Raw genomic sequence first — 20479 nt, forward strand, 5'->3', positions numbered from 1 at the left:
CTATTTTACCCGCTCCATATATTCGCCGGTTTTGGTATCAACCTTAACCTTATCTCCCTGGTTAATAAACAAGGGGACTCTAATTTCAGCACCTGTTTCTACGGTAGCATATTTTTGTGCACTGGTAGAAGTATCGCCTTTTACAGCGGGTTCAGAGTAGGTAATTTCTAGCTCCACGCTATTAGGGAGCTGTGCAACAATCGGTTCATCACTTTCAAAAGCGATGGTTACATTCATGCCCTCCTTTAAAAACTTAATGGAGTTCCCGAAAAGCAACTTAGGGATATTGTATTGCTCAAAAGTGCTGTTGTCCATCACCACCAAATAATCGCCATCTTCATAAAGATATTGATAATCGTTGGTTTCTACACGGCAAATGATCACCTCTTCATCGGTTCGGAAACGGTATTCTACAATTTTGCCTGTTTTTACGTTGCGCATGCGGGCCTGATAAAAAGCCCTTAAATTTCCTGGAGTACGGTGGATGTACTCTTCTACACTTACCAACTCTCCGTTAAAACGAAGCACATTTCCGCTTTTTACTTCCGATGCCTTTGCCATTTTATAATGAAATCTAGTTTTGTTAATTTTTGAGCACCAAAGTTAAAAAAAGGAATGATGATTTGGAAAGGAAAATCTGTGGTTCATTGGTTCGATAGTCATTGGTTAATTGGTCTGAAAGCATACGCGGATGATTGTTTTTAGGGAGCATTAACCTTAAAAATCCGTGTATAAAAGAAATGCCTTTGGGAACCACTCCAAAGGCATAATCAACCTAAACCTCAAACTAAACTATGAAAAACTCTTTGCCTTTTACGGGCTATATATTTTGATTCCGAAATACGGAAAATATGATCTTTTACTTCAAGAGATCAATTAAATAATTGTTTCTCTTTTTGGTGGTGCAAAGGTAAGTATAATTTGTGAATTACAAAATATTTTCTGAAAAATTTATTTATAATACAAATGTATGACAAAACAGACGTTTTGTAGGTAACAGAATTTTTCGATAACTTACTTATAGTCTGATATTTGTATCTGATTTGTGCAGAAATCGTATTCTTGTATTTGGTTGGAGCCAATTATTGTTAGGCGGTCCTTTCCGAAATTTTCGATCAGTTCGCGGTACCAATTTATTCCCTGAACGTCTAAATTGCTCGTTGGCTCGTCTAAAAATAAAATTGGTGTATCGGTACAACATGCCAAAGCTAGTTTGGTTCTTTGCTTCATTCCCGATGAAAAGTACTTGATTTCTTTGTTCGCTGCTTTTTCTAATCCAAGTATGGTGATCAGCTTTTTTGAATCGAGTCCCTGAGCAAAATTTTTGAACTTAAAATGGAAATCAATGCTCTCTTTTAAGGTAAATGTTTCAACCAGTTCGAGATATGGTGCAGCCAGGCTGATGTATTTATAGATATTCTCTATAGCGATCTCTTTGGTGTCTGAGAATGAAATTTCTCCTTCGGAAGGAGATAAGCTACCCGTTAAAACGCTTAATAGTGTTGATTTACCAGAGCCATTGGGTCCTAGTATTGCATAACTATTGCCAGAGGTGAATTCAGTACTTAAATTTCTGAAAATCCACTCTTTATTAAACCTTCTGCCAACATTTTGTAAAGTGATGTTCATTTGGGCTGGGCGTTTAGGGTTTAGCGTTAAGCGGTTTAGACATGCAAACGCCGTTATCAACGCCAATGTATTGTCCGTAGTTGGGGGTGATGTGATAACCCACCTTTTGATAAAGCGCAATGGCTTCGGGCTGTTTCTTGCCAGTTTCTAAAACACATGCACTAAATCCCATTTCAGTAGCCCGGTATTCCAGCTCATTTAAAATTTTAGCAGCTATGCCCTGGTTTCTGTAATCTGGGTGTACAAACATTCTTTTAACTTCGGCTTCAGTTGCTGAAAAAGGCTTTATAGCACCGCAACCAGCAGGGGTTCCATCTTGGAAGGCTACAACCACCTCTTTAATGGTATCGACCTTATTAAATTGAGCATAAAACGCATGGTCATCACCATCTCTAACGGCTAAATCCTGATCCAATAAAGAAACCAATGTCCTAAAATCGGCATTGTCTGAATCGGTCCTGATTAGCGTTAAATTACTCATGAATGTTTATTAGAATTTGGTTAAGGCAATGGGTTTTACCCTCCACCTTAAGCCCTTCAGCCTTCTACCTTAATTAGCTTCCCATTCCAAAGCCCTTCATTACCCCGCGGTTAGAATTACGGATAAAATCTACAATTTCATCACGGATTTCCGTTGGTTTAAATTCAGCTTCGATCATGTCTAAAGCTTTAGTTACGTTATTGTGTTTTACGAAAAGTACACGGTAAATCTCTTGGATCTCGTCAATCTGCTCGTTGGTAAAACCTCTTCTCCGCAAACCGACAGAGTTGATGCCCGCATAAGAAAGTGGTTCACGCGCCGCTTTAACATAAGGAGGAACATCTTTACGTACCAATGAACCACCGGTTACAAAGGCATAAGACCCTACTTTAACAAATTGATGTATCGCAACCAGGCCCGCCAAAACCACATTGTTTCCAATGGTAATGTGACCGGCTAAAGTGGTGCTGTTCGAGAAAATACAGTTGTTTCCAACCTCACAATCGTGCGCAATATGCGAGTATGCCTGAATTAAACAATTACTGCCGATCGTGGTCTTCCATTTATCTTTAGTACCCCTGTTAATGGTAACACACTCGCGGATTGTTGTGTTGTCGCCAATTTCTGCTGTGGTAACTTCACCGGCAAATTTTAAATCCTGCGGCTCGCCTGAAATAACAGCACCAGGAAAGATGCGGCAGTTCTTACCGATACGTGCACCGTCCATAATAGTAACGTTCGATCCGATCCACGTTCCCTCACCAATTACAACGTCTTTATGTATTACTACAAAGGGTTCGATTACCACGTTTTCGGCAATCTTTGCCTGCGGATGTATGTATGCTAAAGGTTGTATCATTATTGGGCGGGTTCTGCTTGTTTAATTTTTGAAATTTGGGCCATCATTTCGGCTTCGACAACGATTTTTTCGCCAACCATACCTACGCCTTTCATCTGGGCAATGCCCCGTCTGATCGGTTCGAGTAAATCGCAACGGAAAACAATAGTATCGCCAGGAAGTACCTGAGCTCTAAAACGTACGTTATCTATCTTTAAGAAATAAGTTAAATAATTTCTAGGATCTGGAACGGTACTTAATACTAAAATACCACCGACCTGAGCCATTGCCTCAATTTGGATTACACCTGGAAAAACTGGTGCGCCAGGGAAATGACCTCTAAAAAACTCCTCGTTCATGGTTACGTTTTTAACGCCAACCACGTGGTTTTTCGAAAGCTCTAATATTTTATCTACAAATAAAAATGGTTGACGGTGTGGCAAAATGTCCATAATCTGAACAACATCATATAATGGCTTTGCACTTGGATCGTACACCTTTTGTATTTTTTTGTTTTTCTCTTTTTTAATCGCTGCTTTAATTTTTTTGGCAAAAGCAACATTTGCTGCATGGCCAGGGCGAGCAGCCATAATGTGGCCTTTTAAATGCATGCCAACCAAAGCTAAATCGCCGATCATATCTAATAATTTATGACGGGCAGGCTCGTTTTGGTAACGCAGTTCCATGTTGTTCAAAATTCCCTGTGGGGCAACATCGATATCCTTGCGGTTAAATAATTTAGCCAGGTGGCTTAATTCATCTTTGGTAACCTCTTTATCTACAATTACAATGGCGTTATTTAAATCACCACCTTTAATTAAATTGTGCGAGAGTTGGTATTCTAATTCGTGTAAGAAACAGAAGGTACGGCAAGAAGCAATTTCTTTCTTAAACTCTGCAATGGTATTAATGCCAGCGTGCTGGCTGCCCAAAACAGGAGAATTATAATCGATCATACACGTAAAACGATAGTCGTCTAACGGCATGGCTACAATTTCTACTTTTCTATCTTCTTCGGTATAGGTAATGTTATGTGGAATGGTGAAATACTCGCGATCTGCATTTTGCTCAACTGTACCTACTTCCTCCAGTAAATCAACAAACTGGATGGAGCTACCGTCCATGATTGGGGTTTCTGGTCCATCTAATTTAATGAGTACGTTATCGAGGTCCATACCAACCAGCGATGCCATTACGTGTTCTACAGTGCTAACACTAGCGCCATTTTGGGTAAGCGTAGTACCTCGTGAAGTATCGGTAACGTTATCTGCATCGGCTTCGATAATCGGGTGGCCATCTAAATCAATACGCTGAAATTTAAAGCCATGATTTTCGGGGGCCGGGCAAAATGTTAAAGTAACATTAGCGCCTGTGTGTAAACCAACACCAGATGCTGATATTTCTTGTTTAATCGTTTTTTGTCTAACGTTCATTGTGTATTGTATTCTTTTCCAGTTCAGCTGTAAGCTTTTTCAATTCCTCTTCGAGCGCGTTTATTCTTTTTTCTACATCTGGAAGATGTTTGAAAATTACTGAGGCACGCATCCAGTTGCGCAAGGGTTGCGCCGGACTACCGTGCCATTGTTTATTTTCTTCTGTAATATTAAAATTGATACCGGCCTGTGCGCCAATCTGAGTGCCCTTTGCTAATGTTAAGTGTCCGGCAATACCAACTTGCCCGCCAACAACACTGTTAGGGCCAATTTTTGTACTTCCTGATATACCCGACTGTGCGGCTAGAACCGTGTTCTCGCCAATCTCTACATTGTGCGCAATCTGGATCAGGTTATCGATTTTTGCCCCTTTCTTTACAATTGTTGATCCCATTGTTGCACGATCTACAGTTGTATTTGCGCCAATTTCTACGTCATCTTCGATTATAACGTTTCCAATCTGAGGGATTTTATTGTAAGTGCCGTCTTTTTGTGGGGCAAAACCAAAACCATCGCTTCCGATAACGGTATTGGAATGAATAACAACCCTGCTGCCGATTATTGAATTGTGATAAATTTTTACACCAGGGAAAAAAGTGCTGTTTTCGCCGATTTTAGAATTCGCACCGATAAAGGTTTGCGCATTTATTTTACAGCCATCTGCAATTTCTACATTTTCGGCCACATAGGCAAAAGCATCTATAAACACGTTTTTGCCAATTTTCGCTGTAGGGTGAACAAATGCAAGTTTATCAATTCCAGATTGTGCAGTCTGAGCATTAACGGCTTCATTATATTTATCCAACAAGATTGTAAAAGCGCTATATGGATTTTCTACACGTATTAATGTACTGGTATATGGTTGCGTAGGGGCGAAATCCTTTGATACGATAACGACTGAAGCCTGAGTAGAATACAAAAAGTTTTCGTACTTAGGGTTCGAAAGAAAAGACAAAGAGCCTTCCTTTCCGTCTTCTATTTTAGAAAGTTCGGTAACGGCTACATCAGGGTTACCATCAATGGAACCGTTTAGAAACTGACTTATCTGCGTGGCAGTAAATTGCATCGTACAAAGGTATATGTTAAATTGATATGAACAAAAAAACCTGCTCTGGTTAAACTGTGTATATTTTACACAATAATAAGACTTAAAACGGCACTAAAAGTTAAATATTTTGTTAAATAACCTTAAATCCCTCTGGGATAACAGAGGATATATTTTTCTACAGTTTTTTGCAGCGACTCCAGATTAGACAAATCAGAGGCCTTTGCAATATCAACAATATCGTTATTTTTCATCAGAATCTTGATATTTCCAACCCCAGCGTTATATGCGCGGTTTTGAATCGAATCGGTAAAAACGAAATACCTTGCTTCTTGGGGTTTGATTTCTAATAAATTAACAGCGGCATCCTGTAAAAAGTTTACGCGGTCTAGGTTGGCCATTTCGTTGCCCATTTCTACTTTATAGAGATTTCTGGAAGTAAGCATTTTACATAACGTAGACAAAATTTTATCGGGATGCTTGGTCCAAACCTTAACTGCTGCATAAATGTCCTGGTCATCCAGGTTGGTAAAATGCTCCAGATTTTCGTGCTGCGCAAAGAAATTGGCCTCGTTGATATCGTTTTTTAAGAAATAATTTAATGATGGTGAAGCAAATAAATCAGCTCCAGCGGCTGATAATTCTTTTGCACGCTCTAATAGCTTTACCAAAATCATCTCGCCAGCAATAACGGTTTTGTGCAGATAAACCTGCCAGTACATTAGCCGGCGGGCAATTAAAAATTTCTCGATAGAATAAATGCCTTTCTCCTCAATCACCAGATCATCATCGTAAATGTTAAACATCTTAATAATCCGATCGAAACTGATTACGCCTTCGCTAACACCCGTAAAAAAGCTATCGCGGTTTAAATAATCCATTCTATCGAGATCTAACTGACCGGAAATCAGTTGGTGAAGAAACTTTTTAGGATAGGTGCCATTAAAAATTTCGATGGCATGGGTTAACCGCCCGTCAAAATGCACATTTAGATCGCGCATCAGTTTTGCCGAAATATCTTCGTGCCTAATCCCGGTTACTAAAGAATGTTCTAATGCGTGCGAAAAAGGGCCATGGCCGATATCGTGCAGTAAAATGGCCAAAATGGCGGCTTCTTCTTCGCCATCTGTTATGATATGACCTTTACTTCTTAAAAGATTTATGGCCAAACTCATTAAATGCATGGCGCCTAATGCATGGTGGAAACGCGTATGTAATGCACCTGGATAAACCAAATGAGTCATTCCAAGCTGTTTGATGTAACGCAAACGTTGGAAATAAGGATGTGAGATCACATCGTAAACTAATTCGGACGGAATGCTGATGAAACCGTATACCGGGTCATTTATTATTTTCTTCTTGTTCAATCGTTAAAAATAGTTAAATAGATAGATACGGTACAAAAATTGCTATTTTTATTTATAGTTTGATTTACCTGCCAAAATTAAAAGGCAATACTTACCTATTTTTACAATAACATGCAAGAAACTAAAATATTATGGGCCGATGATGAAATCGACTTATTAAAACCTCATATATTATTGCTCAATGATAAAGGTTACCATGTAACTACATTTACCAATGGGAACGATGCGTTGGAGGCATTTGGAAAAGCTCATTTTGACCTGGTTTTTTTGGATGAAAATATGCCGGGGATGAGTGGGATTGAAACCTTATCGGCCATTAAAAACCTGAATCCAGATGTTCCTGTTGTGCTGATTACCAAAAGTGAAGAAGAAAATTTAATGGAGGACGCGATTGGTAGTAAGATTGACGATTATCTGATTAAGCCCGTAAACCCTAAGCAGGTTTTGTTAACCATTAAAAAACTGATAGATAACAAACGCCTGGTAAGCGAGAAAACTTCTATGGCTTACCAACAGGATTTCCGTCGATTGGGTATGACGCTTGGCGACAGGCTGAATTACGAAGAGTGGGTGGATGTGTATAAAAAAATCGTTTTTTGGGAGCTGGAACTCGAAAAACTAGACGACCCGCAAATGCATGAAATTTTAACCATGCAGAAACAGGAGGCCAATACACAGTTTACTAAATTTATCGAAGAACATTATTTAGGTTGGATAAAAGAAAAAGATAAAGCCCCGTTGCTTTCTAATGAACTGTTAAAGAAAAAAGCATTTCCTCATATTAACGATACCACACCTGTCTTTTTTATTCTGATTGATAATTTACGTTACGATCAGTGGAAAATTATTAATCCGCTAATTTCTGAATATTTCAGGATCGATGAAGAAGATATGTACACGAGTATTTTGCCAACAGCAACACAATATGCCCGTAACGCCATCTTTTCGGGCATGATGCCCTTGGATATGGAGAAACGTTTCCCACAGCTGTGGCAGAACGATGATGATGAGGGTGGAAAAAACATGCATGAAGAAGCTTTTCTGGCCGATAACATTAAACGTAGTTTAAGAAAAGATTGTAAATTCAGTTATAATAAAATCCTCACATTTGAGCAGGGGAAAGATCTTGTTGATCAGACCAATAACTTGTTGCAGAACGATTTCAACGCCATTGTATTTAACTTTGTTGATATGTTAAGTCATGCCCGCACGGATATGCAGATGATCCGCGAGTTGGCCAATGATGATGCCGCTTACCGTTCGTTAACTTTATCTTGGTTTGAGCATTCGCCACTTTGGGATTTGTTGAAAAAAATCTCTCAGAAAAAGGTAAAAGTGATCATTACAACCGATCACGGAACCATCCGTGTTAAAAAACCGGTTAAAGTAATAGGCGATAGGAGCACAAATACCAATTTAAGATATAAACAAGGTAGAAATCTTAATTTTAATGCAAAAGAAGTGTTTTTGATTAAAAACCCTCATGATGCTTTGTTGCCTAAAATCAACATCAGCAGCAGTTATATTTTTGCAAGAGAAGATAGCTATTTCGTTTATCCGAACAATTACAATCAGTTTGTGAATTACTATAATGAAACCTTCCAGCATGGAGGTATTTCACTCGAGGAAATGATTATTCCGGTGGTGACGTATTCGCCGAGGTAGTGTTTAGATAACTAATAAAAAAGGAAGCCCAGTTCGTTTAATGAACTGGGCTTCCTTTTTTATTATCCCCCGTGTTGTGGAGGTACTGCAGATAATAATTGTGTTTTGGAGTTCAACTCGCTTATTTTTATCACCGTTTTTCCTTTTGGTGCAACAATAATTGCATAATCCCACCACACATTGGTAGCTGTTTCAAGGTCGTCGCTCCTGTAATAACGGTTTTCTCCCTTTAACTGATTGTCAGAAGTATAACTTACACCATAGGACCATGGATCGTATACCTCGAAATAAAACTGGTTATCTACCTGTTTGTATCCTTTTACTATTATGAAATGGCCTGATGCTGCTGCATTTACTTTATAATATTTATCTACATGCTGAGTTGCAATAGCGTTGTATCTTATGTAATAATTGTCTAAACATAATATTACAATATAGTTTTGATCTATGTATTTCTTTATGGTTTGATAATTATCAGGTAGAGCAGTATAAGCTGAATTAATACCATATTTACTTAGGTAATTTACAATATCGTCAGTATACCACCAACCGCCTGTAGCCCTATAAGTATTTCTGGCGTCTTCTGGTGTTTTGGTAAAAGTAGAATCGTTCCACTTAGCGGCCATTGTTGCCACCGTTGGACCACAGTTAATGGAAGAAAACTTGCCTGTTCCGGCTTGATCGAAGTACCACTTAAATGTCTTTTCGATGCTTTTAGAAGCTGTAACCGATTTGCCCAATCCATATTCTTCTGAAATGGTATTTACAACAATTGTCCAGCTAGCGGTATTACCATTTGGGGCAATAATATTCATTGTAGCAGGGGTGGAGAAGTCAGCTGTAGCGGTGTTGCCTATCTGCCTATTATTAATAGTAACCAACGCTTCATTCGAAACAGAAAAAATACAACTTAAAGCACTTATATTAGCTATTGGGGTAATGGTAACGGTAATTCTATGCGAGATTTCGTCAATTACCGGGGCAGAAAGCTGACCTACCACGGAGAAGGTCAATAATTTGTTTTCGCCACTTAATTCTGCTTTTTCCTTTTTACAAGATATAAGGAATAACATAATCAGTACAATATACGAGAGACGGAAATTTTTCATAATGTAATAATCGGCATAATTATTTATTTGAACAAAAGCAGTATCTAAAATCATCGGCATTACAAAAGCAAAATATTTTAGTATTACTTTTGCCTTTATTTTCTTAAAATGGATATCGAAGTTAACAATTTAGCCGATTTACCTGCTGTTGCACAACAGCTTTCAGATTTTGCCAGTGGCCAAAAAGTCTTCATTTTTGAGGGTGATATGGGTGCTGGAAAAACAACCTTCATTAAAAATTTCTGTAAACATTTAGGGGTTGATGATGTGGTTTCGAGCCCTACCTATTCTATCGTTAATGAATATGAAAGTCCTAAGGGTTCGGTTTTCCATTTCGATTTTTATAGAATAAAAGATATTCACGAAGCTTATGATTTAGGCTATGAAGAATATTTTTATGGTGGTGGCGTTTGTTTAATAGAATGGCCTGAGCGAGTGGAAGAGTTATTGCCGGAAAAACATATTAAAATTGAGATAAATGTGCTGGATGAAAACCGCAGATTATTCAGATTTTCGAAGGTATAACAATTAGTTATCAATAAATTAACAGATTTTCCTTACCTTGAACAACCTAAAACTATCAAAATTTTAATTCAACATGGCTACAGGATTACGCGAAGGAATGGCCGATATAGCTCGTCAGGGTTTACTACAAACGCAAGAGGCAAAGCTAGAAACCAGAAATAAAAAAAACAGTCTATATATAGGAATACCCAAGGAAATTTCTTTCCAGGAAAATAGAATTGCATTAACGCCTTTGTCTGTTGCATTATTGATAAACAATGGACATCGTGTTGTTCTGGAAAGTGGAGCTGGCACTGGGGCCAATTTTTCTGATACCGAATATGCAGAGCAGGGCGCTAAAATTGCCTATAACAAAAAAGAAGTTTTCGATGCCGATATCCTGGTGAAAATTGCACCGCCCATGTTGGAAGAGATTGAGATGATGCATAAAGGGCAAACGCTTATTTCTTCATTGCAAACCGGAACGCTAAAGCAGGATTATCTGAAAGCGTTGATGCATAAAAAAATTAACGCATTATGTTTTGAGAATCTTCGTGATGAAGGTAATGTACTCAGCGTAGTACGCGCCATGAGCGAAATAGTGGGGTCGACCTCTATTTTAATTGCTGCTGAATATTTGAGCAATGTAACAGGTGGAAAAGGTTTAATGCTTGGCGGCTTTACTGGTGTTCCTCCAACAGAGATTGTTATTTTAGGTGCAGGAACGGTTGGCGAATATGCCGCCAGAACAGCTTTGGCATTAGGAGCCGAGGTTAAAGTTTTCGATAGCTCCATTTACCGCTTACGCCGGCTGCAGAATAATTTAGGAAGCAGAGTGTTTACTTCCGTAATGCAACCTATTGTTTTGAATAAGGCTATTGTAACCTGCGATGTAGTAATAGGCGCCATTAGAGCTTCTCACGGGCGTAGTCCATGCATAGTAATGGAAGAAACGGTTGCCCGGATGAAACCACATTCGGTGGTAATTGACGTAAGCATTGATCAAGGGGGCTGTTTTGAAACTTCTGAAGTGACAAACCACACTAATCCAGTATTTAGAAAATACGATGTAATTCACTATTGTGTGCCAAATATTGCTTCGCGTGTGCCAAGAACAGCATCTTACGCTTTAACGAACATTTTTGCGCCTATTTTATTGGATATTGGTGAGTTTGGGGGTTTAATGAACATGGTTTGGAATAATCCGGGCATTCGTGAAGCACTTTATATTTACCAGGGCAATTGTACCAATAAAGATCTGGCTGATATGTTTAATCTGCCGTTTAAAGACCTTGAATTGTTGGTCGTTTCGAATCAATAAAACTTTGCAGTAACGAGACTGTCGATTTAGCGGATAAACCAACGAAATGTCATCCTGAGCTCGTCGAAGGACATTTTGTTCGTTATTCAAATGTAAAGGTCTTCGACAGGCTCAGACTGACAACAGTTTTAACTTAACAGCGGTAATGACCTACGCCAATACCAATTTTATGAAAATCAATCTCTTTACGTTATTTCTTTTCCTCTCGGTGGTTGTTTGCGCTCAAAACAAACCTGTTGCCGTAAAAAAGTTAGTGGTGATAAGTTCCTTTAATCAATATCTGGCATCGGTAAAAACAGATCCGAATAACGAATTGGTTGAAATCAAAAAAGCCATTCCCAATATCAAATTAGATATCCGCTATGCCACTAGGAATAATTTTATGCAGCAGGTAATGTATAAACAGGCAAGGGCCTTTGCCCGAAAACCAGTAGTAGAATCATTAAAAAAAATCCAAAAGGAATTAAATAAAAAAGGTTATGGCTTGAAAATATTCGATGGTTACCGGCCTTATGCTGTTACCGTTGAGTTTTATAAAAAGGCCAGTGATAAAAATTTTGTGGCTAATCCTGCAAAGGGCTCTAAACACAACAGGGGCTGTGCCGTAGATTTAACGCTAATTGATCTGAAAACAGGCAAAGAAATAACAATGCCAACCCCTTACGATAGTTTCTTGGCTGCTGCTGCGGCGAAATATGAAAAGGTATCGCCAGAGGCTAAAAAGAACCGCGATTTTTTAATTGCAATAATGAGTAAATATCAGATGAATGTACTAGAGAATGAATGGTGGCACTATGATTTTTCGGGCTGGAAAAAGTACAATTTAATGGATATTCCGTTTGAGAAGCTTTAGATGTTCATTAACCACTGGTTCATTTGTTCAATAGTCATTTGTTCATTGGGCTGGGAGTATACACTGGCATAATTCGTCATTGCTGCGAGCCGAAGCAATCTCAATGCCTACGCGTAAAATCTTAATTTTCTTAACTCCTTAATGGTCATTAATCAATCGTGATCGTCATCCTGAACTTGTTTCTGGATCTTTCGGCTTGATATTTCGTGATGTTAGGTGGTAACACCTGACATCAAAAATTACAAATGATGTGGCCTCCCGTATTGCTCCATTTTTACCCTCGCTTTATCTTCTTTTACTGATAATTCAAAAATGTAATCATAATCATCATCAGTTAATTCCTCTTTAGGCTTTTTGCCACCAAGGCCTTCAATAATCTCGAGTACGGTATTAGAATGGCCTGCTACAATAATGGTTTTGCCAATATAATTGGTTTTAATGCTGTCTACAAGCGATTTAATGTCTTTATAATCGATTACCTTCGGAACCACCAATGAATCCAATGTTTGGTGCGTTCTTTTTGTCGGCGTGGCAAAAGCAACATCAAACTTTACCTTTTTTAGGTAAGTTGCTAAATCTCCCGCTCTTACTTTTCCTTCATCAGAGAGATTAGGGTTGGTATCCTGTGGGTTAGACTTGTCTTTCTCTGCGTGCCTAACAATCCAAACTGTGGTAGTTTGTGCTGAAATTATGTTGGCAAAGAGAAGCGTTAACGACAGTAATACAAGCAGTTTTTTCATGTTATAAATATTCAAAAATTAATTGGATAAGAAAAGCATTAAAAAGATATGGCAGCAATTAGCTTTTCAATATCCTCCTTTTCATGCCAGGCGGAAAGCACTATACGGTTTAAAGTTTCGTCTGTAGGGTTCGGATAAGGGAAAGACGAAATCAGGATCTGCTTTTGCAAAAGACGTTGTGAAAAATTTACATCGCCCAGCAAATATACCGGAAAACCAAAATCGTGTTTCCAGGTAAGATTTAATGCAGTTTCAAACATCAGCATGTTATTTTTTAGTTTGTTAAAAGCTTTGTGATATATATCTTCGGCGTGGATAAATGCATAAAGTGCGGCGGGGCTTGGCGGAGAAGCACCAATAAAAGTATTTGTACTTTTAAGTTTATCGATAATTTTATTGGAGGCCAAAACAATACCTGCATCTATCCCTAGTGCTTTTGCCATGGAGGCAACCACCACATTTTCGATATTTTCTTGTTTCGGAAGGTTTACGATGGCCCCCATGCCATTGTTGTTTATGCCTATTCCATGAGAATCATCAACAACAAGGATTATATTTTTATCCTTACGGATCTCTTTTACAAAGTCGAAGTCATAAATTTCGGGTACAAGATTATTCATGGAATTACTGATCAAAATCCAGGTTTTTTCTTCAGATGAATTTATTCTTTCAATCGTTTCCTGTTCCCAATCTCGAAATAATTTTACGTTTTTGTCTTGATTTTCTACCAACCAAAGTGCAGGGTGTGCTGCAGGACCATAAATTACTTCCCCCAATCTGGATAAATCCTTAACGGTAAGCTGCGCTGCTAAATATCCGCTTGAAGTAATTAGCGCAGCTTCTGCTCCATACCGCGCTGCTGCTACCTTTTCGGCATCATCATAAATACCAAGCTGAATGTTGTTGGTACGGCTTGTCCCATTGTTTAAACCGAATTTTTTAATCCCTTCGATATATAGCTGAATGAAATCCTGATTTTTTGGAATGCCCAAATAAGCCGTTCCCCCAAAATATAAATAGGTGTTTCCTTCAATATTTATGTGGTTAGAAAAAGGTTGATCAATCGATTTAAAGTTAGGCTTCATATTAATTGTAGTTTCTTCCAAGCTCATCATTTGCTGCACGGATAATAGATTTATCGCCATTGTCATCATGGTAGAATTCCCAGAACATGATACCATTTGCAATATCTTTGGCGAGTTTAGCTTTTTTCTTGGTGGTTATGGTTCCATTAAAGTAAAATTGAACGCCATCAATTAATGCATTATCTAAACTTACATCAGCCCCCGCTGCCACAAAATCGCGATAGGCCTTAGCCGTGTTACTGGCATTTTTACCATAAGCCGGGATACCCAGAACAGCTTTCTCCTTTGGCATGCCACGGGTGCTTAACCAATAATTTAAACTGGCAACTGCCATGTTATAGGATGCATGTTGTACAGGCTCATTTTTATCCCAGCCAATGCCATCATACACCATAATATTAAAGAAATCTACAACAGGGAAAACTTCCGGTTTTAATCCATCCCGGATACTGCCGGCGTATACACCAGGGGTTATGGCCGCACTTAAAAATTTATGGTATTTGTGTAGCGAATCTGAAAGTTCCTTCATTAATAGTACATAATTATCTGCCGATCCATCGCTGGTGCTTGGATATTCCCAATCCATATCTACACCGTCCAGATTATTTGTTTTGGCAAAAGTTAGCACATTTTTTATAAACAGGTTTCGAGCCGTTGCAGATGCCGCCATGGTTACAAAAATACTTTTCGTCCCCGATATCGAAATGCCGGTTTTTACGCCATTTGCTTTTGCTTTTTGCATTACGGTTGTAAATCGACCGGGTTGTGCTAACGCCGCTAAACTTCCGTCGGTATTGGGATTTAGAAAGGCATAAAAGAGGTGCGTAATCATTTTGAACTTCGAATCTGCAACACTGGCTGGATCCCGGTAACTTGGGAAATAGCTTACAATTTTAAAGCTATTGTCGGGTACATATGGCGTAGAAGGGATAGGAGGTCCTGTAGGATCGGTTATGGGGTCATTTTTTTTACAGGATGATATAATGAGCAGGGTAGAAATACCAATCAATAGATAGAATTTTTTCATAGGTTAGGTGTTATTTGATGCTACATATGCTTAAAAAGTATTGTGTATGTAAGTGATTATCCTCACCATTTCTGCACGTACTTCGGCAGTTGGTTTTACAAAGCTGTTGTTCATGAAAGAATAAATGTACGTTTTACCCTTTTTGGTGAGTACATATCCGCTTTGATTATGAACACCCCCGAGCGAACCTGTTTTTCCGAAAACAAAGGGTTTGTCGGTTTTTGGGTAAGCACTTTTTAATGTACCACTTTTACCACCCGCAGGTAACAGACTAAACAGCTTTTCCGGATTGTTTACCAATCTATAAATGGAATCAAGGAGGTATATATTATCACGCGGCGTAAATAAATTCTGACGGGACAAACCAGATCCATCAACCCATTTTACTTTATCAGGCAGAAAAGAAAGGTAATTTTTCGTAATGTAATCAATGGCTTTTGTTGTACTCAACGTATCGCCAATCTGATTGGAGCAAACCAATAACAAATGTTCGGCGATAAAATTATCGCTGGGTAACATCATGTGTTTTAAAACTGAATCACGCTTTGCGCCCGATAAAGTTTTAGCATTCGATGGTATTTTTAAGTTTATAATTCCGACAGGTTTGTGCAGGGTATCTGATAATATTTCGACGGTAACCTGTGCACTGGTTTTATATGGGTTTTGCTGATTGTAGCCCGGTTGTACTGAAACGGCGGGATAATGAAAGCGGTTGCTTAAAAAATCTCTGCTTACCTGAAAGCTACCCGTCTTTTTTGTAGAATCTATTTCGAAACAGGAGGCAAAAATCCTTGGTTCGATATTGATTTTATTCGGACTGGCATAAGTAGAAGTAACCATGTTATCCATAATTGGCATTTCGGTAATTTCTGGCTGATAATAATAATCGTAATCATCCCACGACCAGCCATCGCCAAAAAAACTGCCCGAATATCGTCCGGGAGAAAAGAATAGCTTTTTGTTCGAAGCCAAAAGAAAATTGTAAGCCGATTTGTCTTTTACAGCAAACTGTAAAAAAGCCGGATCGCCTGTACCCCAAAAAATCAATGAATCATTCCGTTCAATATATTTTAAAGCTGGCATCAGATCTGGCAGCATTTTTAAGCTCGCAAAAAAAGTATAAAGTTTGGTATTAGATGCCGGGGTGAAATACTTATCGGCATCTTTCTGAAAAACCATTTTTTTTTCTGCAGGACTGTAAAGGGCGAAGCCAACCTGATATTGTTTGATTACCTGCGAATTTTTAAATTCTTTAGCTACTTTTTTTGAGATGATTTTATTGGTCGAGCAACTTGTTAACAAACAAATAGATAATGCAAATGCAAGAAAAATAAAATTATGATTTTTTAAGGGAAACATGTTCTAAATTTAGGGGACATAATTATCAACTAATTTATTAAATTTAGTTTAATGTTAACCAAATATAACCCCGGTGTAATAATCTGTTTACGCAAACTAACAATTTGTTTGGGGTTGGTATTTCTTGCTTTTTCTGGGTTTGGCCAGGAATTCCTTTTTAAAAGGAACCGGCAAAAACAGTCAATTACTTTTAAGTGCATCAAAAACCTAATGGTTATTCCGGTGTATGTAGATGGTAAGGGGCCATATGATTTTGTTCTTGATACCGGAGTTGGACCGATGATTATTACCGATCCATCCATTATCGACTCGTTGAATTTTAGTAAACTCCGTAAAATTAAAGTATCTGGCTTGGGCATTGAAACAGTTGAAGCCTACGTTTCTCAAAGTCTGGATGTTAAGGTAGGCAGTACGGGCATTAAGAATATACCAACAGCAATCTTAAAAGAAGATCTCTTTAACCTGTCGGGGCATTTGGGACTGAAAATTTACGGCTTGCTGGGCTTCAGTTTTTTTAACAGCTTTATTGTTGATATAAGATATAATGAAAACAGGCTGATTATTTATGATCACGATGCCAAAATTAAATACCGCGGCAAAAAAATACCCATTGAGATTGAGAATCAGAAACCGTATATTTTAGCTACTGTTGATGTTCCTGGCGGTAAAACCATTGAGGCTAGGTTTTTAATGGACACTGGAGCCAGCCATGCTTTATCGCTCGAAATGCTCCATGGAACCGAATTCCCGCTACCTGAAAAAAAAATCAAAGCAAATTTAGGAATGAGCCTTAGCGGCCAGATTAAGGGATATGTTGGCCGTGTTGACAAATTTAATGTAGGTGGCCATGTTTTTAAAAACGTTGTTGCAGGATTCCCTGATTTTAAGAGTATTGCAGATAAGATCGATTTATCAAAACGGAATGGGAATGTCGGAGCTGATTTGCTGCGGAAATTTAATATCCAGTTTAACTACCAGGAAGGTTTTATTTATGTTAAGCCTAATGGTTTAAGCAAAACTCCGTTCGAACACGATATGGTAGGTATGGTGCTTTATCTCGATCAGAAAGAGTATAAAAGAGTTCTGATTGGAGAAATAGACGAAAATAGTCCGGCAGAAAAAGCGGGACTATGCCCTGATGATGAAATTATTGCGGTAAATTTCAAAAATATAGATGCCTATTCTTTAAATGAACTTACCGAAATGCTTAAGTCAAAAGCAGATAGAAATGTAATTTTTGAAATTTTTAGAGACAATCAAGTTTATTTTAAAGTGGTTCGCCTTGAAAAGAGGATCTAAAAAGCGTAATTTTCCAGTTACAAAAGAATTGTCGTGTAACAAGGTTCTAACTTTAACCTCTTATTGCCAAGCAAACTAACTTTTATATACACATGAAGAAAAACTTTAGGGTACTTGCCCTCGCAGGTATCGTAGTACTTGGTGTAGCCGGATCAGGTTCGGTATATGCCCAGAAAAAATCTAAAACGACAAAAGGAGCTACCCCTGCGGCTCCAACTGCAGCCCCGGCAGCAGCACCCAAAAAAGAAGGAATTAAACCATTTTCTGAAATAATTACCGCAAAAGCCAGAACAACAAATGGTTTATTCAAAACACACAAGGTAGATGATAAATGGTATTTTGAGATACCAGATTCGATGATCAACCGCGAAATGCTTGTGGTTACCCGGTTGGCGAAGGTACCAGCGGGAGTAAAAGTTGGCAACCAGCAATATGGTGGTGAACAATTAAATGAACAGGTATGGAAATGGGAGCGTAGAGGCAAACAGGTTTACATCCGTGTACCAAGTTATTCAACTAAGGCCGATCCAAACAGCGATATGTACGAATCGGTACAAAACTCTAATCTTGCACAGATTTTAGCCAGCTTTGAAATTAAAGCTTATAACAAAGATACCACTGGTGTTGTAATTGATGTGACCGATTTTTATAATGGTGATGTAATGGCAATTGGTGCTACCGATCAGATCCGTAAGGCTTATAAAGTTACCATGTACGATGCAACACGTTCTTATATCGATACGGTAAAAACTTTCCCGATTAACGTTGAAGTAAAAACAGCTAAAACTTACCGTGCAGCAGAATCTCCAACAGATAACAGTAATGGTGCGGTTACTTTCGAATTTAATACATCGATGTTATTATTGCCGAAAGCCCCTGTAAAAGCCAGAATAATGGATAGCAGGGTTGGTTTTTTTGGCCAATCGCAGATTGATTACGGAAGCAACGCACAAAAGGCAGAGCGTACCGCTTATATTCACCGCTGGAATTTAGTTCCGAAAGATACTAACGCATACAAACGTGGCGAATTGGTAGAACCGGTAAAACCGATTGTAATTTACATAGATCCTGCAACGCCTAAAAAATGGGTGCCATTTTTGATCCAGGGGATTAACGATTGGCAGGTAGCTTTTGAGGCTGCAGGTTTCAAAAATGCCATTATAGGTAGAGAAGCGCCAACGCCTCAACAAGATCCTCAATTTAGCGTAGAAGATTCGAGATATTCGGTTGTTCGTTATTTTGCATCAGATATTGCAAATGCTTATGGTCCGCATATCAGCGATCCCCGTACCGGACAGATTTTAGAAACGCATATTGGTTGGTACCATAATGTAATGAACCTATTGCGTAACTGGTATTTTGTACAAACTGCAGCCATTAATCCTGAAGTTCGTAAAGCTAAATTTACGGATGCGCAAATGGGCGAATTGATCCGTTTTGTTTCTTCACACGAAATTGGCCACACTTTAGGTTTGCCACACAACTTTGGTTCGAGTTATGCTTACCCGGTTGATTCATTACGTTCGAAAGCATTTACAGATAAACATGGTACTGCACCATCTATTATGGATTATGCGCGTTTTAACTACATCGCTCAACCTGGCGATGGCGTAACCAAGCTTCACCCGCAAATTGGAGAATACGATAAATGGGTAGTGAAATGGGGATATTCTTGGATTCCTGGAAACAAAACTGCAGAACAGGAAAAAGAAATTTTAGACCAGTGGACATTGAAAAATGCAGGTAATCCTTTGTATTTCTATGGCCGTCAGGGAACTTCATTAGATCCTCGTTTGCAGAGCGAAGATTTGGGCGACAATGCAATGAAAGCAAGTACTTATGGTATTGCCAACTTAAAGCGCATTTTGCCTAACGTAGAAAAATGGACCTATCAAAAAGGTAAAGACTATAGCGATTTAAAAGAAATCTACACTGAAATTGTTGGCCAGTTTAACCGTTATATGGGGCATGTGGCAACAAATGTTGGTGGATTAAGCGAAAACTTTAAAACCTATGAGCAAAAAGGGCCAGTTTACGCCTATTTGCCTAAAGCAAAACAAAAAGAAGCTGTTGCTTTCTTCAATCAACAATTATTTACTACCCCACTTTGGTTAATCAGCAATGATCAACTCAGTAAGTTTGATAATGGTGTATTGTTAAACCGCATTAAAAGTGTTCAAGCGAATACTTTAGGCAATTTATTATCCGCTTCGCGTATTGCTCGTTTATTAGATAACGAAACTAAAAACGGTGCAGCAAAAGCATACACCTTACCTGAATTATTTACGGACTTAAGATCGTCGGTTTTTGTTGCAGGAAGAGCAGATGCGTTTAAACGTAATTTACAACGCGCTTATGTAGACCGTTTACAAGATTTAATGACCAAAGAAGCAGAACTTCCGGTTGGGTTCCCTGTAGATTATGCAGCAAGTTACGGTTTAACGCCAATCAATGTGGGTTTATCTGATATCAGACCACTGGTTAGAGCAGAGTTAAAAACCTTATTGGCGACCACAAAAGCCCGAGCAGCAGCAGGTGATGCCATTACCAAAGCACACTACGAAGATTTAAATATCAGAATTAAAGATATTTTAGATCCTAAGAAATAAATAACTGAATGATAGGGATTTAATGTTAGACTATTCAGCATCTAAATTACTAATTCAAAAATAAAAAGCGGAGCAGCTCATTAAATTGGTGTGACCCCAAAAGTTTTTGTCCAAC

At 38.5% G+C, this 20479-nt stretch carries 18 protein-coding genes; 6 read left to right on the forward strand and 12 right to left on the reverse strand.

Annotated features, from left to right (window positions below; translation table 11 throughout):
- From efp to ASU31_RS03745, 7 genes are all read right to left on the reverse strand, one after another.
- Positions 1–561 (reverse strand): elongation factor P, encoded by a 561-nt coding sequence (efp, locus tag ASU31_RS03715; protein WP_057931043.1) that lies wholly within the window; start codon positions 559–561, stop codon positions 1–3.
- A gap of 453 nt (positions 562–1014) precedes the next feature.
- Complete coding sequence (locus tag ASU31_RS03720) at positions 1015–1629, reverse strand: ABC transporter ATP-binding protein (protein WP_057931044.1); 615 nt, start codon at positions 1627–1629, stop codon at positions 1015–1017.
- Between the two features lie 13 nt (positions 1630–1642).
- Positions 1643–2110, reverse strand: coding sequence for a GNAT family N-acetyltransferase (locus tag ASU31_RS03725; protein WP_057931045.1), 468 nt, complete (start codon positions 2108–2110; stop codon positions 1643–1645).
- 73 nt (positions 2111–2183) lie between these two features.
- On the reverse strand, positions 2184–2969 hold the full coding sequence (lpxA, locus tag ASU31_RS03730; RefSeq protein WP_029274294.1) for an acyl-ACP--UDP-N-acetylglucosamine O-acyltransferase: 786 nt from the start codon (positions 2967–2969) through the stop codon (positions 2184–2186).
- Positions 2969–4381, reverse strand: a complete 1413-nt coding sequence (locus ASU31_RS03735; RefSeq protein WP_057931046.1) for a bifunctional UDP-3-O-[3-hydroxymyristoyl] N-acetylglucosamine deacetylase/3-hydroxyacyl-ACP dehydratase — start codon at positions 4379–4381, stop codon at positions 2969–2971. Before ASU31_RS03735 ends, lpxA begins: the two co-directional genes overlap by 1 nt.
- Positions 4371–5447 carry a UDP-3-O-(3-hydroxymyristoyl)glucosamine N-acyltransferase gene (gene lpxD / locus ASU31_RS03740; protein ID WP_057931047.1) on the reverse strand — a complete coding sequence of 359 codons (1077 nt, stop codon included), beginning with the start codon at positions 5445–5447 and terminating at the stop codon, positions 4371–4373. Before lpxD ends, ASU31_RS03735 begins: the two co-directional genes overlap by 11 nt.
- A 122-nt stretch (positions 5448–5569) precedes the next feature.
- Positions 5570–6793, reverse strand: coding sequence for an HD domain-containing protein (locus ASU31_RS03745; RefSeq protein ID WP_057931048.1), 1224 nt, complete (start codon positions 6791–6793; stop codon positions 5570–5572).
- A 111-nt stretch (positions 6794–6904) separates the two neighbouring features.
- On the opposite strand from ASU31_RS03745, the gene porX reads away from it, so the two are divergent.
- Positions 6905–8458, forward strand: coding sequence for a T9SS response regulator signal transducer PorX (gene porX / locus ASU31_RS03750; RefSeq protein WP_057931049.1), 1554 nt, complete (start codon positions 6905–6907; stop codon positions 8456–8458).
- Between the two features lie 62 nt (positions 8459–8520).
- Here the strand turns inward: porX and ASU31_RS03755 are convergent, their stop codons facing one another.
- On the reverse strand, positions 8521–9567 hold the full coding sequence (locus tag ASU31_RS03755; RefSeq protein ID WP_167346152.1) for a C39 family peptidase: 1047 nt from the start codon (positions 9565–9567) through the stop codon (positions 8521–8523).
- Between the two features lie 108 nt (positions 9568–9675).
- Here ASU31_RS03755 and tsaE point away from each other — a divergent pair, with 108 nt between their 5' ends.
- The 3 genes from tsaE to ASU31_RS03770 all read left to right on the forward strand — a co-directional run bounded on the left by tsaE (position 9676) and on the right by ASU31_RS03770 (position 12245).
- Positions 9676–10092 carry a tRNA (adenosine(37)-N6)-threonylcarbamoyltransferase complex ATPase subunit type 1 TsaE gene (gene tsaE / locus ASU31_RS03760; RefSeq protein ID WP_057931051.1) on the forward strand — a complete coding sequence of 139 codons (417 nt, stop codon included), beginning with the start codon at positions 9676–9678 and terminating at the stop codon, positions 10090–10092.
- Between the two features lie 73 nt (positions 10093–10165).
- Entirely contained in the window at positions 10166–11392 is a 1227-nt protein-coding gene (locus ASU31_RS03765; RefSeq protein WP_057931052.1) for an alanine dehydrogenase, read from the forward strand.
- 145 nt (positions 11393–11537) lie between these two features.
- Positions 11538–12245 (forward strand): M15 family metallopeptidase, encoded by a 708-nt coding sequence (locus tag ASU31_RS03770; RefSeq protein ID WP_245224460.1) that lies wholly within the window; start codon positions 11538–11540, stop codon positions 12243–12245.
- Between the two features lie 239 nt (positions 12246–12484).
- Here ASU31_RS03770 and ASU31_RS03775 read toward each other — a convergent pair whose 3' ends face one another.
- From ASU31_RS03775 to ASU31_RS03790, 4 genes are read right to left on the reverse strand one after another with little or no spacing between them, the layout of a single operon-like run.
- Positions 12485–12985 (reverse strand): histidine phosphatase family protein, encoded by a 501-nt coding sequence (locus ASU31_RS03775; protein ID WP_057931053.1) that lies wholly within the window; start codon positions 12983–12985, stop codon positions 12485–12487.
- A gap of 38 nt (positions 12986–13023) precedes the next feature.
- Positions 13024–14070 (reverse strand): aminotransferase class I/II-fold pyridoxal phosphate-dependent enzyme, encoded by a 1047-nt coding sequence (locus tag ASU31_RS03780; protein ID WP_057931097.1) that lies wholly within the window; start codon positions 14068–14070, stop codon positions 13024–13026.
- A 1-nt stretch (position 14071) separates the two neighbouring features.
- On the reverse strand, positions 14072–15097 hold the full coding sequence (locus ASU31_RS03785) for a glycoside hydrolase family 18 protein (RefSeq protein ID WP_057931054.1): 1026 nt from the start codon (positions 15095–15097) through the stop codon (positions 14072–14074).
- 30 nt (positions 15098–15127) lie between these two features.
- Positions 15128–16399, reverse strand: coding sequence for a D-alanyl-D-alanine carboxypeptidase (locus tag ASU31_RS03790; protein WP_245224461.1), 1272 nt, complete (start codon positions 16397–16399; stop codon positions 15128–15130).
- A gap of 267 nt (positions 16400–16666) precedes the next feature.
- Between ASU31_RS03790 and ASU31_RS03795 the strand changes: the two genes are divergently transcribed.
- Both ASU31_RS03795 and ASU31_RS03800 read left to right on the forward strand, forming a co-directional pair.
- The gene (locus ASU31_RS03795) at positions 16667–17755 is read left to right on the forward strand and encodes an aspartyl protease family protein (RefSeq protein ID WP_167346153.1); all 1089 of its coding nucleotides are present in this window, start codon (positions 16667–16669) and stop codon (positions 17753–17755) included.
- 92 nt (positions 17756–17847) lie between these two features.
- Positions 17848–20364, forward strand: coding sequence for a zinc-dependent metalloprotease (locus tag ASU31_RS03800; protein ID WP_057931057.1), 2517 nt, complete (start codon positions 17848–17850; stop codon positions 20362–20364).
- Positions 20365–20479 lie beyond the last annotated feature (115 nt).

This window comes from Pedobacter ginsenosidimutans, assembly GCF_001442625.1.
GTDB classification, from domain to species: Bacteria; Bacteroidota; Bacteroidia; order Sphingobacteriales; family Sphingobacteriaceae; genus Pedobacter; species Pedobacter ginsenosidimutans.

What these genes read in the sequence shown, in the direction of transcription:
- efp (WP_057931043.1), bottom strand. Translation starts at nt 561, where the DNA reads ATGGCAAAGGCATCGGAAGTAAAAAGCGGAAATGTGCTTCGTTTTAAC.
- ASU31_RS03720 (WP_057931044.1), bottom strand. Translation starts at nt 1,629, where the DNA reads ATGAACATCACTTTACAAAATGTTGGCAGAAGGTTTAATAAAGAGTGG.
- ASU31_RS03725 (WP_057931045.1), bottom strand. Translation starts at nt 2,110, where the DNA reads ATGAGTAATTTAACGCTAATCAGGACCGATTCAGACAATGCCGATTTT.
- lpxA (WP_029274294.1), bottom strand. Translation starts at nt 2,969, where the DNA reads ATGATACAACCTTTAGCATACATACATCCGCAGGCAAAGATTGCCGAA.
- ASU31_RS03735 (WP_057931046.1), bottom strand. Translation starts at nt 4,381, where the DNA reads ATGAACGTTAGACAAAAAACGATTAAACAAGAAATATCAGCATCTGGT.
- lpxD (WP_057931047.1), bottom strand. Translation starts at nt 5,447, where the DNA reads ATGCAATTTACTGCCACGCAGATAAGTCAGTTTCTAAACGGTTCCATT.
- porX (WP_057931049.1), top strand. Translation starts at nt 6,905, where the DNA reads ATGCAAGAAACTAAAATATTATGGGCCGATGATGAAATCGACTTATTA.
- ASU31_RS03755 (WP_167346152.1), bottom strand. Translation starts at nt 9,567, where the DNA reads ATGAAAAATTTCCGTCTCTCGTATATTGTACTGATTATGTTATTCCTT.
- tsaE (WP_057931051.1), top strand. Translation starts at nt 9,676, where the DNA reads ATGGATATCGAAGTTAACAATTTAGCCGATTTACCTGCTGTTGCACAA.
- ASU31_RS03765 (WP_057931052.1), top strand. Translation starts at nt 10,166, where the DNA reads ATGGCTACAGGATTACGCGAAGGAATGGCCGATATAGCTCGTCAGGGT.
- ASU31_RS03770 (WP_245224460.1), top strand. Translation starts at nt 11,538, where the DNA reads ATGACCTACGCCAATACCAATTTTATGAAAATCAATCTCTTTACGTTA.
- ASU31_RS03775 (WP_057931053.1), bottom strand. Translation starts at nt 12,985, where the DNA reads ATGAAAAAACTGCTTGTATTACTGTCGTTAACGCTTCTCTTTGCCAAC.
- ASU31_RS03780 (WP_057931097.1), bottom strand. Translation starts at nt 14,070, where the DNA reads ATGAAGCCTAACTTTAAATCGATTGATCAACCTTTTTCTAACCACATA.
- ASU31_RS03785 (WP_057931054.1), bottom strand. Translation starts at nt 15,097, where the DNA reads ATGAAAAAATTCTATCTATTGATTGGTATTTCTACCCTGCTCATTATA.
- ASU31_RS03795 (WP_167346153.1), top strand. Translation starts at nt 16,667, where the DNA reads ATGGTTATTCCGGTGTATGTAGATGGTAAGGGGCCATATGATTTTGTT.
- ASU31_RS03800 (WP_057931057.1), top strand. Translation starts at nt 17,848, where the DNA reads ATGAAGAAAAACTTTAGGGTACTTGCCCTCGCAGGTATCGTAGTACTT.